Origin of the sequence: Pedobacter sp. UYP1 (genome assembly GCF_040547305.1) — a bacterium.
GTDB lineage: Bacteria > Bacteroidota > Bacteroidia > Sphingobacteriales > Sphingobacteriaceae > Pedobacter.
In genome coordinates this window covers 1-17,945 of sequence record NZ_JBEPPL010000002.1, presented here as the reverse complement: position 1 = coordinate 17,945, position 17,945 = coordinate 1, and the positions used below count along the sequence as shown (strand labels likewise).

Below are 17,945 nucleotides of genomic sequence, written 5' to 3'. Positions count from 1 at the left end.
TTGCCTCTTTTTTATGTCGTGATTTTTGGCCGCTTAGTTCATCTGGAGTACTTGAGGACCGAACTCTTCAAAAAAGATTGATTTCTTATCAATACCTTTTGCCTGAAGATCCTGATATTGTTTTGTGATGAAAGCCGATGGCCCGCAGATAAAATAATTGGTCTCCGGGTCGTTGTGTAATTCCGGAATACTATTGATATCCAGGTAGCCTTCTAATATACCATGTTCTTTATCTTCCGGAGTAACTACATTGTAGAAAGTATGCTGCTTTACATTGCTTTTTGTAGTCGTAATATAGTCAAGATGATCTTTAAACGCATGAACCGATTTATTTCTGCAACCATGTAACCATACAATAGGATTTTCATGGTCTTTATCTATCAGGCTTTGCAGCATACTCATCAGAGGCGTCAGGCCAACCCCTCCGCTGATCAGTACGATTGGCGCAGTTGTATTTTCTGTTAATACAAAATTACCAGCAGGAGCAGTCAGGTCTAAAACATCTCCTTCATTTACAGTATCGTGCAGATAATTACTAATTAATCCATTCGTATCCAGATTCGCACCCATTTCTCTTTTCACAGAGATGCGATAATAATCCTTATTTGGTGCACTTGAAATGCTGTACTGACGTGCTTGTTTTAAATTCAGGGATTTAAGAAAAGTGCGGATACTTAAGTACTGGCCTGGTAGATGAGGTGTTACTTTCCCGCCATCGCCCGGGTAAAGGTAGAAAGAGGTGATCTCTGCCGATTCTGCTTCTTTTTTGCCAAGAATAAATGGTCTCCAGCCCGTCCATCCATTAGTTCTTGAGGTTTGTTGTTCATAAAGTTTAGCTTCATGACCCGACATCAGGTTTGCTAACTGCTGATAAGCAAGTCCCCAGGCATCGATAATTGCATGGGTAGCGGCCTCACCTAACACTTCTTTGATAGATTCGATCAGGTGATTGCCTACAATCATATAATGCTCAGGACGGATATCCAGACTAGTATGTTTATGCCCGATACGATCTACTACAGGCAGTAATACCATAGGACTTGCTATGTTCTCTGCATAGGCAAGTACAGCCATAGCCAGTGCAGTCTGTTGCTTACCACTTTGCTGATTTCCCATGTTAAAAATGTTCTTAAGCTCTGGATTATGCGTAAACATTCGTTTGTAGAAATGTGTGGTCAATAAAACGCCGTTTTCTTTTAGAATTGGTACTGTTGCTGTGATCAGTTTTTTTTGTTCGTCAGTCATTATAAAATATATTAATACCTTTTTATCCTTTATTGTAGTGCAACTGCGCGTTCTTAAAGGCGTGCTGGTATGGTTTGATGGGTCAAATATAGTAAATAAATAATAAAAGACTAAAATGTCTTTTATTATTTTAACGCTTAAGATGAGATTCTTAAAAGAAATACTACACACATTCTATGGTTAATTTATTGCTATCTTTGTTTTATAATCAGTGATGGGAATATTTTCAAAAACTTGTGAGTATGCAATCAGATCAGTTTTCTTCATTGCACACAGAACAGCCGGACAGAGCGGCAGGGTAGGCATTAAAGAAATTGCAGTGGGGATAGATTCACCTGAACCTTTCCTGGCAAAAATCTTACAGGATTTAAGCCGTAGAGGGATTGTGCAATCTACGAAAGGTCCGAATGGCGGGTTTTATCTTGATAGTGCTTCTTTAGAGAGGCCATTGAGTGATATCGTTGCCGCTGTAGACGGAAACGATATCTTTTATGGTTGTGGTCTGGGACTGAAACAATGCTCTGAAATCAATCCATGCCCATTACACAATGAGTTTAAGGATATCCGGAACAAAATACACCTGATGCTGCATGAAACAAAAATAGGAGAGTTCAATGACGAGCTCATGAATGGAATGCTTTCCCTGAAGAAATAAATTATTGCACAGCGTCTTTTGTGGCATAGGTTGCAGGATCCAGTGCTTCGTAAGTCCATCCCTGAAGAAATTCAGTCACTTTTTTAACACTATGTCCTTTTCCTTCTTCCAGGTAACCTGAATTCTGGATATGCAGTATCTCACCATCACCATCAAGGATCACGAAAACAGGATAACCAAAACGTCCTGGATAACCTAAACTAGCCATAATCGCTTCGTTTTTATTCTCTTTACTATAGTTTACCAGTACTGTTTCATAATGATCGTTCAGATAGCTTTTCAAAGCAGGCGTGTTATCCACTAAATGATGAAAAGCGATACACCAGGAACACCAGTTTCCACCAACTTGAATAAATACATGTTTTTTTGCCGCTTTAGCTCTGGCAACGGCAGCAGTAATATCAGCTTTCGCATCAGCCGCAGGATTATATATTTTTACTTCTTCTTTTGGTGCTTTAGTTTTGGTGGTTTGCGCAAATGTTGCAGTTGAAATTGCCAGTGTGGCTAACAGAATCAGTGATAGTTTTTTCATCGGAATAAAGTTTTTCTTTAAATTGTGATGAAGCTACCTTGTGCTGCACGATCTGGTTAATATCGGTTTATGATCTGCAGCACATGATGGTTTCATGTCCGGTTGTTTTTTAATAATTTTAACAGCAGTGTAAAATGAGCAGCTCAATTTTAAACTTTTCTAAATGTATACAATTTGTCCTAACTTCACCACATGCCTCAACCACTTAAAATATTACAAGCTTCGGCAGGCTCAGGTAAAACATTCAGTCTTACGGCACACTACCTAACACTCTTATTATCTGGGGAAACCAAGTACAGGGAGATTCTTGCGGTGACCTTTACCAATAAGGCTACAGAAGAGATGAAAACACGTATTATGGAAGTGTTAAAAGGCTTTGCTACGGGCGATGATGAGGTTGAAGATTACAGAATCCTGGTTTTGCAGGCGCATCCTGATTTAGATGCCGCCACTTTACAAGAAAAATCAGCTAGAATTTATAAGAGGATACTTCACGACTACAGCCGTTTTTCGGTTAGTACAATTGATGGTTTCGTACAAAAAGTTATCCGTGGTTTTGCCTTTGAGCTAGGACTCGACTCCGGCTATAAACTGGAGATGAACTTTGACAAGGTAAAAAACGAACTGGCAGATAAACTGGATGAACAATTAGATGTCAATCCTGAATTATTGCAATGGATCATTGATCTCGCCTTAGACCGGATCAGTAATAATATCAGCTGGAACTACAGAGCCGAATTAACAGACCTTGCCGGAGAAATATTTAAGGAACGCTATCAGCCATTTGACAATGCAATCCAGGCGCTGGTGCAGCATACAGATATGAATGTGCTGTTTGGAGATTACCATAAAGAAACCAAAAAACAGATCACACTATTTGAAGAGACCATTAAACAACTCTCTTTAAAAGCACTCAGTATTTTTGAAAATGCAGGAATTAGTCCGGATCTGTTAAAAGGAAAGTCAAGATCTCCATTAAATAACCTGAAGAAAATTGCAGATGAAGACTTTGATAAGGTAGAAAGTCTGGGCAAGCTCATTGACGAACCCGAAGAATGGTTTAAACCAGGAAGTGATACCTCATTATATGATACACTGAATCCGGTAATCCGCGATTTATATCAGACATATACCAATGGATTGCCCGACTATATCTTAGCACAGGCTTTCAATAAAAATTTATATTACCTGCGTCTCATGCAGGAAATGGCTATCCTGTTAAAAACTTACCGGGAAGAAAGCGGCAGTTTACTCATCAGTGATGCACAGAACCTGCTGAAAGGGATTACGGGTGACGATGATGATAACCCCGCATTTATCTGGGAAAAAACAGGCAGCCGTTACCGGCACTTCTTATTTGACGAATTCCAGGATACTTCAGCCAATCAATGGGGTAACTTCAGGCCGCTATTGAAAAATGCAATGGCAGAAGCAAATGGAAAACTCATTGATCATTTGATCGTAGGGGATGTGAAACAATCAATCTACCGATGGCGGAATGGCGATTGGAATATTCTTCACCAGGAAGCTAAAAAAGATATCGGGAGTACTTATGTTACAGATTCCAGCCTGGAAGAAAATTACAGGAGTACCAAAAACATAATTAATTTTAATAATATCCTGTTTAAGGCACTGCCAATCTTGATGCAGAGAAATATCAATACGACAGTGGAAGCACAAACAGCTAACCTGGCGCTCAATGAATGGTGGGAAGAGAAAGGCTTCAGTCATATTATTACAGATGTTTACGCGGAAGCAGAACAAAAACTTACCCCAAGAACAGCAGATGGAGGTACTATTGATTTTAATGTTTTAAGAACAGATGAAAATGATGCACCATTAAATAAAACAAGCTTCAAGACAGCGGCGCTTCGAAAAATGGTCGAAACGCTCAAACGTCTTTTAATAGAAGAAAAACGTTACCAGGCGGGAGATGCCTGTGTACTGGTACGTTCTAATTCAGAAGCGATTGCAGTGGTAGATATATTGATGGAAAACAACATCAATGTAATTTCCGGAGAAGCACTGCTCATTGAGAATAATACTGCAGTTAAAATATTAATTGATACTTTAATGGTGATGGCAGGCATGCCCTCCAATACTGCTTTATATAAAGCAAATTGTATAAGTTTATATGCACAGCTACAACAACGTACGCTTGATCCTGCTTCTTTATTTAATCTGAAAAGTAAACAGCTGGAAGAACTAACCGGAGTATTACCTGCTGATTTATGTATGCACTGGCGCAGCTGGATGCAGCAGCCACTACCCGAATTACTCGAAAAGCTGATTTCTGCTTATGGATTAAGTGAAACAGCCTATGCAAATCACCTGCCTTATCTGTTTGCTTTAAGGGATTTGGCAGGGAATGTTGGCCGCCAGGGAGAAAAAGGGATTACTTCGTTCTTGAAATACTGGAAAGAAGAAGGAAGCAGGAAAACCCTGCCTTCTTCAGAGCGCACAGATGCGGTACAGGTGATTACAATCCATAAATCAAAAGGGCTTGCATTTAAAGTGGTGATGATTCCTTTTTGTAACTGGGATATCAATGGCAAGATCAATACAATATTTTGGGTGCCTGCTGCAAATACCCCATACCATCAGCTGCAAAGTATCCCGCTCAAATATACTTCGTCTTTAGGGGCATCTGCCGTTGCCATTCCTTATTATGAAGAATTACTTTATAACAATATGGATGCTTTAAATATGCTTTATGTAGCCACAACGCGTACAAAAGAATATTTATATATGAGTTGTCTGGGTAAGAAATCAGAGAGTGTCAGTACCATCGGTGATTTGTTAATCCGGATCTTTGAAGATCAGCTTACTCCAGAAGGACAATTTCTTTTAGAAGAAGAGGTCGTTAAAAAAGGATCGGGAAAATCATCCGTACACCTGAGTCCGGAGATTATTGATTTGAAAGAATATCCACTATCAGGAAGGCTCAGCGAAGTTTTTAACAGTGACCTGAGAAAGAAAGAAATTGATATGCTATTAAATGATAGTGCAGGCAGGGAAGGCAGTATTTTACATGAAGTGCTTGCCCGTGCTGCGGCTATCCAGGATATAGATGAAGTTTTAGGACAAATGCTGACTGAAGGCTTTTTTAAAGAAAAGGAAGTCGCAGACTTCAGAAAGCAGGCTATGATTGTTTTAGAACATGAAGCGCTTCAAAATCTCTTGCTGAACAGTACACAAAGTGTTAGTGAAAAGAGTATTATTGATATTACGGGCAAAAGTTACCGTCCGGATAAGGTCTTGTTTACAGCAACAGAAGTTATCGTGATTGACTATAAATTCACTAAAAAACAAAGCCGTAATCATGTTAAGCAAGTACATGGCTATCGCGATCTATTACAAGAGATGGGTTATCCTAAAGTAAGTGCCTATTTATTTTATGCCACGATTGGCGAATTGATTTTAGTATAACAGCCAGTTTAAAAACATGAAAGCATTTTTAAAAGAAGTTGCAGAAGATTTAGTGGACAGGTTAGGGAATACGCTGCACAATGCTGCCGTGATCTTTAACAATAAAAGACCTGTACCTTATTTGCAGCATCATTTGGCGGATACTATTGGTAAACCTTTCTGGAGTCCGTCATTTTATACCATACAGGAATTCTTTGCCTTATCTACAGATTTACTGATCGCAGATGGCTTTACGCAGTTTTTTACGTTGCATCAGCAATACAATGAACTACTGAAAGCAGAAGGAGCGAAAGAAATCAATCCGGATGTCTTTTATCCTATCGCAAGAATTATATTAAGTGATTTTGCCCAGATAGACAATGACCTGGTTAACGCAGATCAATTATTTGAGGAATTAGAAGATATCGCAGTTATTGAAAAAGACTTTCAGCACCTCACTTTAGAACAGCAACAATTTTTAGAGCAATTCTGGACTTCATTTTCTACAGGGAAACAGAAAAATCACCAGGAGCAGTTTATCAGAATGTGGCGCAGGATGCCTAAATTATATCGAGGCTTTCACGAGGCTTTAGCTTCGAAAGGGCTGACTTCAATGGCACATGTATACCGAAAGCTTGCAAACGGTACGGTAGATAAACCAGGTTTTATTGATGATTTTGCTAAGGGTAAATTAGTCTTTGCCGGGTTCAACGCTTTAAGCAATGCTGAAGCGGTAATTTTTAAACGGTGGAATGAAGCTGAAAAAGCACTCTTCTATTTTGACACTGATACTTATTATATGGAGGATGATACGCAGGAAGCAGGATTATTCCTTCGTAAAAATATTCAAAGACTGGGCTTACCTAATGCACTTGGTCAAAGCAGGCCTTTGATTAAAGCAGTGCAAAAGGAAGTTAAAGTCTATAAAACACAAGGTCAGACTGCACAGGCAAAGATCCTGCAACTGGAACTGGAAGAAGATTATCCAATATTGGACGCCGCAGATAATGCGGGCAAAATAGCCTTAATCCTTGCGGATGAAAGTTTATTATTACCTGTTCTGCAGACTATTCCAACACATTATGACGCAGAAGGGAAGCGTACTGCGGTAGACTTAAACGTAACGATGGGGTATCCGCTATTGGCGACTTCTATTTTTGGATTGGCAGATATATGGCTTTCTGTACAATCTCAGCTCGCTGGTGGGAAAAAAGATACCGTCAACCATAGAGAGGTGGAAGCATTTTTATCGCATCCGCTGATTGGTATTCCGCAAGAAACAAGGAATACTTTACAACTTGAAATTTTAGCCAAACAGTTAATCGAGGTTGATATTCCTTTATTGCAGCGTTCCGGAGAATTAGCCCAGCTGTTTTTTACGAAAAGAAATACGGCGGCTTCGGCTATCGTAAATCTTCAGGAGGTTTTTAAAGCCGTTTTAACACAGCAGGTTGAAGAAAAGACCTTAAAGCAAACAGAGGTAGATTTATTTATTGCAACGATCAAAGAATTGAATCGTTTGCATGATACCTTGGCAGAGTTTGCCGCGCGATTACCTTTACCGTTCGTTTTATCTTTGATTCAAAAAGCAGTTCAGGGAATTGCCGTTCCTTTAAGTGGAGAACCTTTAGAAGGTGTACAAGTGATGGGTTTACTGGAAAGCAGGAGCCTTGATTTTGATCATGTCTATATATTAGGCGTAAATGAAGGTATTTTACCACAGGTAAGTGCATCGCCAAGTTTTATTCCTGACAGTATCAGAAGAGCTTACGGGCTTCCGGTTATCGAGAATCAGGATGCGATCTCTGCCTATATGTTTTACAGGTTGCTGCAGCGTTCAAGAAAAATAAGCTTGGTCTACAATGGTCAGGCAGATGACAATACAACAGGAGAGCCTAGCAGGTTTTTACGTCAGCTGGAATTTGAAAGTGGCTATAGTTTCAAATACTATGATCAGTCACAATCCGTAGCAACAGAACATCCGGTTACTGTTCAGATTAAAAAAGAGGGTGATGTTTTGAAACGTTTAACACTTTATCTGGATCAGCAAGATCCTTCGGTAAGGATTTCGGCCACAGCAATCACCACTTACATGAATTGTCCGGTACAGTTCTTTTATAAATATATTGCTAAAATAGAAGAGCCGAAAGAACTTTCAGAGAACCTGGAAGCGAACTATATTGGTTCCATGCTTCACTTTGTGCTGGAGAAATTCTACGAAGAACTAAAAGCACAGACTCCTTATATCACTAAAGAGCGGATTGTTGCCCATCGCAAAAACCTGCCGCGCTTAACTGAGCTGGCTTTTGTAAAAGTGATGTACGATGATGAAAAACAGGTGTTGTCGGCAAATGGGATGCAGCAGGTGGTATTGGCTATTGTGACTGAATATGCGAATGTAATTCTTGATCATGATGAAAAAGAAGCCCCGTTTTCTATTATAGGGTTGGAGAGTAAGGATGAGATCTTTTTCAAAATCAATGTTGCAGGTGTAGAAAGGCAGGTTACCTTACATGGGATTATTGATAGGGTGGATCAGAAAAATGGAGTAACACGGGTGGTCGATTATAAAACCGGACGTGATGAACTCCAATATAGTTCACTGGAAGAGATTTTTGATGCAGAAACAGACAAGCAGAATAAGGCATTGATCCAAACTCTTTTTTATACTTATGTTTATGAACAGTCCAGGGGGATAACGGATATGGAACCTAACTTATACCTGATCCGCAAGATGAGAAATGAAGGTACATTGTTTAACTTTTCTGAAGGAAGAGGTAAAAAGGTGAAGTTACAGGCCGAATATTTAGTGGACTTGAAAAAAGATTTTAGCCGTTTACTACGGGAGAAACTGGAGGAATTATTTAACCCGGAAATCCCTTTTATACATACTACACTAGCCGATAATTGTACATATTGTCCTTATTTGTCCCTTTGCGGCAAGTAGGGCAACAATAGCGTTAATAATAATCGCTTTGTAATGTAATTAAAACAAACTTTATTATTACGTTACAATAGTTATATTTGCCGGCAGTTAACATTTGAATATACAATGAGAGAGATTCAATTTAGAGAAGCTTTGCGTGAAGCTTTGAGCGAAGAAATGCGTAAGAATGAAAACGTATTCTTAATGGGCGAAGAAGTTGCGCAATACAATGGTGCATACAAAGTAAGTCAGGGAATGCTTGATGAGTTTGGTGACAAACGTATCATCGATACCCCAATTGCTGAGCTTGGTTTTACCGGTATCGGTATTGGTGCTGCAATGAATGGGTTAATTCCAGTCATAGAATTTATGACATTCAACTTCTCCCTGGTTGCAATCGATCAGATTATCAACGGAGCTGCAAAAATGTTATCCATGAGCGGTGGTCAGTTTTCTATTCCAATCGTATTCCGTGGCCCAACAGGTAATGCAGGTCAGTTAGGTGCGCAACACTCTCAGAACTTTGAGAACTGGTATGCAAACTGTCCAGGTTTGAAGGTTGTTATTCCTTCAACTCCTTACGAAGCTAAAGGTTTATTAAAACAAGCTATCATTGATCCGGATCCAGTTATTTTCATGGAATCTGAGGTGATGTATGGTGATAAAGGTGAAGTTCCTGAAGAGGAATATTACCTGCCAATCGGAAAAGCAAGAATCGTTCAGGAAGGTACTGATGTAACTATCGTTACTTTTGGTAAAATGCTGACACGTGTTGTTAATCCGGCTGTAGAAGAATTAACTAAAGAAGGAATCAGTGTTGAAGTTATCGATTTACGTACTGTACGTCCTATCGACTATCCTGCAATCATTGAATCTGTTAAGAAAACTAACCGTTTAGTAATTGTTGAAGAAGCGTGGCCATTGGCTTCAATTTCTTCTGAAATTGCTTTCAACGTACAAAAAAATGCATTTGATCATTTAGATGCACCAGTTTTACGTATTACTTGTGCTGATGTACCATTACCATATGCACCAACTTTAATCGCTGCCAGCTTACCAAATGCTGAACGTGTAATTAAAGCAGTGAAAGAAGTAATGTACGTAACAAAATAAGTTATTAAGAATTGTTGATATATAATCCCGCTGGCTAACCCCATGCGGGATTTTTTGTTTTTTACCTTTACCCGGAAGAAATTTAAATTCACAGAAACTGACTTACCGAAGCTGTTTCTTAAAACATCACCCAATATTTTAACATGAATAATCACTCAAAGATTATTGCTGCAGAACTAGCAGTCTCAGAAAAACAGGTTATTGCAACTATTGAATTATTAGATGAAGGAGCGACTGTGCCTTTTATTTCCCGTTACCGTAAAGAGGTGACCGGAAGTTTAGATGAGGTACAGGTGGCTGCAGTTCGTGACCGTTTCCAACAACTGCGTGAATTGGACAAAAGACGCGAGGCTATTCTGAAAGCGCTGACCACGCTGGGTAAATTAACACCAGAACTTGAAGCCCAGCTTAACGCTGCCGAAAACATCACAACTATTGAAGACATCTATCTTCCTTATAAACCAAAAAGGAAAACAAGAGCTTCTGAAGCCAGACGTAAAGGTTTAGAACCTTTAGCACTGCTGATTTTTGAACAGGGTAAATTAACCCCTGACGAAGAAGCAGCTAAATATCTGAATACAGAGCTTGGTGTGGGGAATACAGAAGAAGCTTTGGCGGGTGCAAGAGATATTATTGCAGAAATGATCAACGAAAATGCAGAAGTCCGTACAGACATGCGTCAGTATTTTCAGCAGAAAGCAATCATGAAGTCTTCTGTAATTAAAGGGAAAGAAGAAGAGGGGATAAAATATAAGGATTATTTCGAGTGGGAAGAGTCAGTAAAATCTGCACCTTCTCATCGTGTTTTAGCAATGAGACGCGGGGAAAATGAATCTATACTGAAATTAGAGGCCATGCCTGAAGAGGATGGTGCGATTGCAATTTTGGAAAAACAGGTTATTCACGGGAATGGTGCTGCTTCTAAACAAGTAGAGTTGGCTTTACATGACTGTTATAAACGTTTGTTAGGCCCGGCAATGGAAACAGAACTTCGCTTGTTAGCTAAACAAAAAGCTGATGAAGAAGCAATCCGTGTATTTGCCGAAAATGCAAGACAATTATTACTGGCTGCACCAATGGGTCAGAAAAATGTATTGGCAGTTGATCCGGGTTTCCGTACCGGTTGCAAAGTGGTATGCCTGGGCAGACAGGGTAAATTATTAGAAAATACAACAATCTATCCGCATACTGGCCAAGGAAATATTAAAAATGCTGCGGATGCGATCCAAAAACTTTGTGTTAAACATGAAGTGGAAGCTATTGCGATTGGAAATGGTACTGCAGGAAGAGAAACTGAGAGTTTTATCAGAGGATTGAATATTCCTGGTGTGTTGATCGTGATGGTGAATGAAAATGGGGCTTCTATTTATTCTGCATCAGAAGTTGCCCGTGAAGAATTTCCAACTCAGGATATTACTGTGCGTGGTGCTGTTTCAATTGGCCGCAGGTTAATGGATCCTTTAGCTGAATTGGTTAAAATTGACCCTAAATCTATTGGAGTTGGTCAATATCAGCACGATGTAGATCAGACTAAGCTTCAGCAATCGCTGGATGATACCGTAATGAGCTGTGTAAACGCAGTTGGTGTGGAATTAAATACAGCTTCTAAGCAAGTTTTAGCCTATGTATCTGGACTAGGGCCACAGTTGGCACAAAATATTGTGACTTACAGAAATGAGAATGGTGCGTTCAAAAACCGTGAGAGTTTAAAGAAAGTTCCACGTTTAGGAGATAAGGCTTATGAGCAGGCGGCTGGTTTCTTAAGAATCAGAGATGCGGCTATGGTACTGGACGCAAGTGGTGTTCACCCGGAGCGTTATGCTTTGGTAAATCAGATGGCTAAAGATTTAGGTCATTCTGTGGATGAACTTTTAAAAGATGTAAAACTTCAAAAGCAGATTAAATTACAACACTATATTAGTGACAATGTGGGTTTACCTACGTTAAATGATATCATGAGAGAATTGGCTAAGCCTGGAAGAGATCCAAGGGAAGCTTTTGAGGCATTCAGTTTTACAGATGGTGTGAATGAGATTAATGATTTAAAGTTAGGTATGAAGCTATCGGGTATTGTAACTAACATTACTAATTTCGGTGCTTTTGTAGATATAGGTGTACATCAGGATGGTTTGGTGCATACTAGTCAGCTGGCTGATAAATTTGTAGCTAACCCGAATGATATAGTTAAAGTAAGTCAGAAGGTAGAAGTAACGGTGAAAGAGATTGATGTAGTTCGCAAACGTATTTCGCTTTCTATGAAAAGTGAAAATGCACCAAAACCTGCTGCACGTGCTAAAGTGGATCGGCCTGCTGTACAGAGAAAGCCTGAAAATAACAGAACTGAACCGGCTAACAGACCTCAACATAACAGGCCAAAGCCTCAGCAAGCGAAAGCACAACCAGAAGGTGATTTGCAAACGAAGCTGGAAGCTTTGAAAAATAAATTTAAATAGTATAGCGTTTTTATAACCAGGTTTCCTGTAAATGGCGCCATCTTATTTTACCCTCCCCATCAGCAATGAATAACGCACTGGATCTGCGGTTGTTTATCGCTGATGGGGTTTTTTGCATTTCATGATAGACGATGATAGCTATATTGTCTGCCGAATAACTCACGATGAACTGATCTGCTACAGCAGAAAATCCTTGTTTATTACCAAATACTTTGGGTAACCAGGCCGCCAGATCCTCATGACTTTTAACAGAACCGTCTGGTGCAACCATTATAAAGTCGTGATGCAGCCTTCCTAATACGTCATTAATATTTTCTCTGCTGGTTTCCCCATTAAACCATAAAGTAATTGCCTGGTTGAAATCGTGAACTTGCTGTTTTGCTGATTGTGTAATATCCATATTTTAATTTTTCAAGGGTAATTTGTTGAGTTTGATAGTTAAAAAGAAAGCAATGATGAAAATGGTGAGCAGACAACCTATTGCAATTGCGAAGGCTATTTTAAAAGATTGAATGCTGGAGTTATTATTTAATAAGGAGAAAAAGATAGTTCCGATTAGCGCGACACCAATCGCACTGCCCATTTGTATCGCAGTACTCACTATACCAGCTGCCATCCCGGCTTTTTCGGGGTTAACTGGAGCTAACGTAATCCTGACGAGTGCCGGCAATACAATGCCGTGTCCCATGCCGGCAATCATTAAACCTGCGTATAGTAAAAATCCTGGGGCGGGATAACATAGTGTAGCTATAATCACCACTGCATAGCCAGTTGATAATAGGCCTAATGCAAGTAATACAACCGATGAGCCTAGCTTTCTCGTGAGCATTGCACTGGTTAAAGGCCCAATAAAAAATCCTGCTGCATAAGGCAATACGGCTAATCCAGCAGAAAGGACATCCCAATGAAGACCATTTTGTAAATAATACGGGTAGATCATAAAAAATGCTGCGGTACTGTTAAAGAAGAAAATAATGATTGCGCCGGTCACGAAATGCATGTTGCGGAACATACTCAGGTCGATTAAAGGATCTTTGCCTTTGGCCACTGTCTCTTTTTCCAATTTAATAAATGTGACTAATACAGGAATTGCAGCTGCGAAGTATAAAAATATCCATAATGGCCAGCCTTCTTCTCTTCCTTTGATGAGTGGATAGATGATTAAGAACAAGGCGAGAGAAAGAAAAATTATCCCTGGGATATCCAGTTTTGGTTGTTTTGCTGGTTTATTTTCTGGTAAGACGAAAAATGCAAAGATGATAGTTACTAATCCAATGGGAATATTGAGCATAAAAACCGACTCCCAGGTGAATCCAAAAGGGTGAATTTTCAGGAGTATGCCGCCCAAAAGCTGACCGGCAATAGAAGCCAGGCCGAAAGTCGCCCCAAAGAAACCCATTGCTTTAGGTTGTTCTTTTGCGGAAAAAATAATTCTGATGGAGGATAAAACTTGTGGGGCAAGCAGGGCCGCGGCTAATCCCTGCATAATTCTTGCACCAATTAACAGTTCGATATTTGGGGCAAAACCACAAATAGCAGAGGAACTGGTGAATAAAAGCATTCCGATTATAAACATACGCTTTCTTCCATAAATATCGCCGAGCCTGCCTCCCGTTACTACTAATACGGCATAAGTTGCGCCGTAAGCAATGATGACAAACTGTAATTGACTTTCTGTAGCATGGAGCGCTTCTTTAATAGCTGGTAGTGCAACATTGACTATAAAAAAATCGAGTGGGGACAGAAATGCACCCATGAGCAATACAAACAAGGCAAGCCATCTTTGGGTATAGGGAGAGGCTGTGTGTGTTAATAAGTTATCTGGAGCTGTTTTTTGCATAGGTAATTTTTTTATGCTGCAAAGAAAGGCCACCTGGTTAAGAGTTGAATTGTATTTTAAGAGGCTTGTCTTGTATCTTTACAGGATGGTTGTACAGGATATCAGAACCCTTTTTGAAATTTCGATTCTGGAAAAAGAAACTGGCATGGCCAGAATGGAGCAGCTTAATTATTTTCGGCTGATCTATATTCAACAGGGAAAGGGGAGTCATATTGTAAATGGGAATAGTTATTGGTATCAAAGTGGAAAGCTGTTTTTTCTGGCTCCTGAAGATTTGCATGCTTTTAACGTAGAAAGTCCGACACGTTTTGTACATATCCGTTTTTCAGAAGTCTCCTTTTTTAAACTTCAGGCTGAGGCCGGACAGCTGGATTATTGTGACTGGATGAAAAAAATAGGTTATATCTTTCATAATTATCATGCAAAGGCTGGTTGTCTATTTAAAAATGAGCAGGATGAGGTATTTGGCTTGACCTTAATAGAAGGAATTATACGGGAGCATGCGCAAAAAGAAATTGGTTCTTTAGCAATTATTCGCCAGTCTGTTTCTATTCTGATCAATTTGATTGCACGTAATATTATACGAACCGAACCTGATGAAAGATTAGAACGTGAAAGTGAGTCGGCCGTGATGAAGATTATCGCTTTTTTGCAACAGCATATTTATGAACCAGAAAGTTTAAAAATGCAGGTTATTGCGGATGAATTTCATCTTTCGGTGAATTATTTGGGAGAGTATTTTAAAAAGCGTACAGGGAAGAGTATTCAGGAGTATGTGATTAATTATAAACTGAGATTGGTAGATACACGGCTTGTGTATAGTAATAAACGTGTGAAAGAGATTGCACAAGAACTGAATTTTACTGACGAGAGTCATTTATCCAGAATATTTAAGAAATATAGAGGCATAACACCTGGTGCTTACAGGAGAAAACATAAAGCGGTTGAAATTTAGCCGAGTTGCTGTTGAACAACTCTGCTAAATTTTTAATAACAGTTATAATCTTGCCGTTATAGTTTTTACTGGGTTTCCTCTTGCCAGGGCAGTATGATTTTGCCACTGTAATTGCTGCTGATCGATAAGCTGTCTGGTTTGCCATGAAGTAACTTTGTTTTCCAGTCTTTCCAGGCAAAGTTTTTTGTTTTGTAACTGTGAACGTGTATCCATGACCAATACTTGCAAGCCAGAGGGTTTATGTATTGCTCTGACCGCAGTTTCTAATTTATTTACATTTTGTCCGCCCGGGCCTGATGCTCTGAGTGTTTCTATCACTATTTCTTTAGGGTTCCATTTTAATTTCTCCTGATTTTTGTAAATCTTTATACCAATGAACCAGTTTTTCCGCTTATGGTATCTGCGATATGGGCTTTGTGCAATCCATAGAATTGATCCTTGCCATTCTTTGATAAAGCCTGTTAAATCTTCGCCTTTTGCAAGTAGTAGGGCAGAACGCAAGGTTCCGTTGAGTTCTCCTTTAATATTTTCGAGCACTTCGATCTGTATTTTTAATTGCTTTGCTTGCTTAATCAAAATTTCCTGCACTTTTGCTACGACTCTACAGCATTCCTCAGGACCTTGTCCTGAGGTGATTTGTATACTAATGCTTTTCATTAATCTTTATTCATTCTAACTATTTTTGGTAAAAATTTACCTTGTACCTCAATGAGGTCTTTTTGTGCCGCGATTACCTTTTCTATGTCTTTATAAGCCATAGGACTTTCCTCCACACTTCCGCCCATTAAAGTGACACCTGCGTTGTTCAGTAATTTTTTAAGTGCTGATGCAGTCATGTTTTGTTTTGCTTTTGTCCGGCTTATTGCACGGCCAGCACCATGTGATGCCGAATTGAGAGATAATTCAGCCCCTTTTCCTGCTATCAGGTAGGCTGGAGTAGTCATGCTGCCTGGTATAATTCCCATTTCTCCCTGGTGTGCAGGTGTCGCGCCTTTACGATGAACAATCATTTCATTCCCGTTTGCTGATTTTTCTTTCCAGGCGAAGTTGTGGTGATTTTCAATTTTTGTTAAAGTTTGTAATCCGAGGGACTTTAACAGCGTCTGATGTATAGTATCATGACATGCTTTAGCATATTCACCTGCCAGATTCATGCTGATCCAGTATTCCTGCCCGGCTTCTGTGGCTAAGTCCAGCCATGCAAGCTTTTGTACTTCTCTTGGAAGTCTGCATCTTTCTACTGCAATTTGGGTATAATAGCCTGCTATATTAGCACCCAGACCCCGGCTGCCGGAGTGGGAGAGTAAGGCCATGTACTTTTTTGCAGGTAGCTTCATGGAATTATTCTCAAATAATTCAATTTCTCCAAATTCTACAAAGTGATTTCCACTGCCTGAGGTGCCCAGCTGTCTGGCTGCTTTTCCTTGCAGGCACCTCAAAAATTCTGTTTCATTGAATACACGACTATCAAGGATTTCATGATAGGGCTGAATATCCAGCGAACCTTCCATTCCAAAATGAGTATGTTTTTTAAGGGCCAGTTTAATCTGGTGACTATAGCGCATAAAGAAGCTGGCACTTTCATCTATAATAGAAAGCGACATCCGGCAGCCTATGTCTACGCCAACGGCATAAGGTATAATTGCATTATGAGTGGCTATTACACCGCCAATAGGTAATCCATAACCGGTATGAGCATCTGGCATCAGGGCTCCTTGTATAGCTACAGGAAGTGACATCGCAAGTTCCATTTGTTTTTTTGCACCAGTGTCTATTTCTTTTGTACCGTAAACTTTAAAGGGGCCAGGTTGTGCTGAAAGCGAAAATGCTTCGAAATCACGGGATTTGGTTTTTCCTGTAAGTGTTTCGGCAATCTTGCCGAGATGTTCATGGTCAAGGTAGTTTTCCGGGTTATTTATAATTTGAGTTAATAATTCAGTGATTTCAGTAGTAGTATGGTGTTTATAATGTTTGGAGATGGTATTGATGACCAGGCTCCTTGCTTGATCGTTAGTATAACCCATTTTACTGAGTTCTTTTGTTTTTAAATTGCTCATCGCGTTTTAAATTGTTGCTTGTTGCCCGAAAATGAGGAATGAAGATTCCTGATTTTAGAGCTTAAATATTGATATGAGTTGAATTTTCCTGTTAATACGAAGTGAAATTCAAATTTTTCCTATAAAGGAGTTCCCTTTTAGAATTGCTATGAATTACCTGAATCTAAGGCAGACGAATTGCGTTGATTAATTTTTATTAATCAATTGTATTATTCCGGAAAATATTAATTATAGGAATAAACGTCAGCCTGATTTAGGCAATGAGCGATAGGGGCGATATGTAGTTGTATTCTGTCATGATTCCTGATTTTAAAATGATTAAACCATAAGGAATTGATACAAAGGTATAATAAGAAAATTGATTGCGCCAAGTTTATTTTTTCATGGTTTGGTGATGGATTGGGTTAAAAGGGGAGATTATAGTTGTAAGAGGTTTTAGTAATGGTGTATATATAGTACAAGAGAAGCAGGCGAAATAAGGTAAAAGGCGGGTTAGAGTATGAATTGGATCATGTTGTGTTCATGTTTTCTGGTGTTTCGAGCGGGTCACTGGCTATGTTCTCCAGCAGGTTGTAACGGACTTCAAACGGTGTTGAGAAGGGGTTGGTAAGGCCATTGGCCTTACCAACCCCTTCTCAACACCGAACACTAATACTTGCTGTCCTGTACTGAGATTAGTTTACAGTAGAAAGTAGATTACTAATTTATGTTTACCTAGTTTATTACAATTTCCTGCCCTTAGTTTACAATAGGAGCAAAAA

General features: G+C 39.4%; 12 protein-coding genes. 6 read left to right on the top strand and 6 right to left on the bottom strand.

Translation table 11 applies throughout. The features are described from left to right. Window positions 1–33: 33 nt before the first annotated feature. A complete protein-coding gene (gene hmpA, locus ABIB30_RS03960; RefSeq protein ID WP_354299459.1) occupies window positions 34–1,245 on the bottom strand; it encodes an NO-inducible flavohemoprotein in 1,212 nt (403 codons plus the stop codon). 214 nt (window positions 1,246–1,459) lie between these two features. On the opposite strand from hmpA, the gene ABIB30_RS03955 reads away from it, so the two are divergent. Next, on the top strand, window positions 1,460–1,900 hold the full coding sequence (locus ABIB30_RS03955; protein WP_183870283.1) for an RrF2 family transcriptional regulator: 441 nt from the start codon (window positions 1,460–1,462) through the stop codon (window positions 1,898–1,900). A gap of 1 nt (window position 1,901) precedes the next feature. Here ABIB30_RS03955 and ABIB30_RS03950 read toward each other — a convergent pair whose 3' ends face one another. Then, window positions 1,902–2,432 (bottom strand): thioredoxin family protein, encoded by a 531-nt coding sequence (locus ABIB30_RS03950; RefSeq protein WP_354299458.1) that lies wholly within the window; start codon window positions 2,430–2,432, stop codon window positions 1,902–1,904. Between the two features lie 192 nt (window positions 2,433–2,624). Here ABIB30_RS03950 and ABIB30_RS03945 point away from each other — a divergent pair, with 192 nt between their 5' ends. The 4 genes from ABIB30_RS03945 (at window position 2,625) to ABIB30_RS03930 (ending at window position 12,332) form a co-directional block, all read left to right on the top strand. Further along, a complete protein-coding gene (locus ABIB30_RS03945) occupies window positions 2,625–5,861 on the top strand; it encodes a UvrD-helicase domain-containing protein (protein ID WP_354299457.1) in 3,237 nt (1,078 codons plus the stop codon). Window positions 5,862–5,877: 16 nt separating this feature from the next. Next, window positions 5,878–8,787: a PD-(D/E)XK nuclease family protein gene (locus tag ABIB30_RS03940; RefSeq protein WP_354299456.1), complete on the top strand. Its 2,910-nt coding sequence runs from the start codon at window positions 5,878–5,880 to the stop codon at window positions 8,785–8,787. A gap of 105 nt (window positions 8,788–8,892) precedes the next feature. Further along, complete coding sequence (locus tag ABIB30_RS03935) at window positions 8,893–9,879, top strand: pyruvate dehydrogenase complex E1 component subunit beta (protein WP_183870287.1); 987 nt, start codon at window positions 8,893–8,895, stop codon at window positions 9,877–9,879. A gap of 143 nt (window positions 9,880–10,022) precedes the next feature. After that, on the top strand, window positions 10,023–12,332 hold the full coding sequence (locus ABIB30_RS03930; RefSeq protein ID WP_354299455.1) for a Tex family protein: 2,310 nt from the start codon (window positions 10,023–10,025) through the stop codon (window positions 12,330–12,332). A 10-nt stretch (window positions 12,333–12,342) separates the two neighbouring features. Here the strand turns inward: ABIB30_RS03930 and ABIB30_RS03925 are convergent, their stop codons facing one another. Together ABIB30_RS03925 and ABIB30_RS03920 are read right to left on the bottom strand one after the other, a co-directional pair. Then, a complete protein-coding gene (locus ABIB30_RS03925; RefSeq protein WP_354299454.1) occupies window positions 12,343–12,732 on the bottom strand; it encodes a hypothetical protein in 390 nt (129 codons plus the stop codon). A gap of 3 nt (window positions 12,733–12,735) precedes the next feature. After that, complete coding sequence (locus ABIB30_RS03920) at window positions 12,736–14,172, bottom strand: MFS transporter (protein WP_354299453.1); 1,437 nt, start codon at window positions 14,170–14,172, stop codon at window positions 12,736–12,738. A gap of 13 nt (window positions 14,173–14,185) precedes the next feature. Here ABIB30_RS03920 and ABIB30_RS03915 point away from each other — a divergent pair, with 13 nt between their 5' ends. Next, window positions 14,186–15,127 (top strand): helix-turn-helix domain-containing protein, encoded by a 942-nt coding sequence (locus ABIB30_RS03915; RefSeq protein WP_354299452.1) that lies wholly within the window; start codon window positions 14,186–14,188, stop codon window positions 15,125–15,127. A gap of 42 nt (window positions 15,128–15,169) precedes the next feature. Here ABIB30_RS03915 and prfH read toward each other — a convergent pair whose 3' ends face one another. Then, a complete protein-coding gene (gene prfH / locus ABIB30_RS03910; protein WP_354299451.1) occupies window positions 15,170–15,784 on the bottom strand; it encodes a peptide chain release factor H in 615 nt (204 codons plus the stop codon). Beyond that, window positions 15,784–17,184 carry an RtcB family protein gene (locus ABIB30_RS03905; RefSeq protein ID WP_354299450.1) on the bottom strand — a complete coding sequence of 467 codons (1,401 nt, stop codon included), beginning with the start codon at window positions 17,182–17,184 and terminating at the stop codon, window positions 15,784–15,786. Before ABIB30_RS03905 ends, prfH begins: the two co-directional genes overlap by 1 nt. Between the last annotated feature and the right edge of the window lie 761 nt (window positions 17,185–17,945).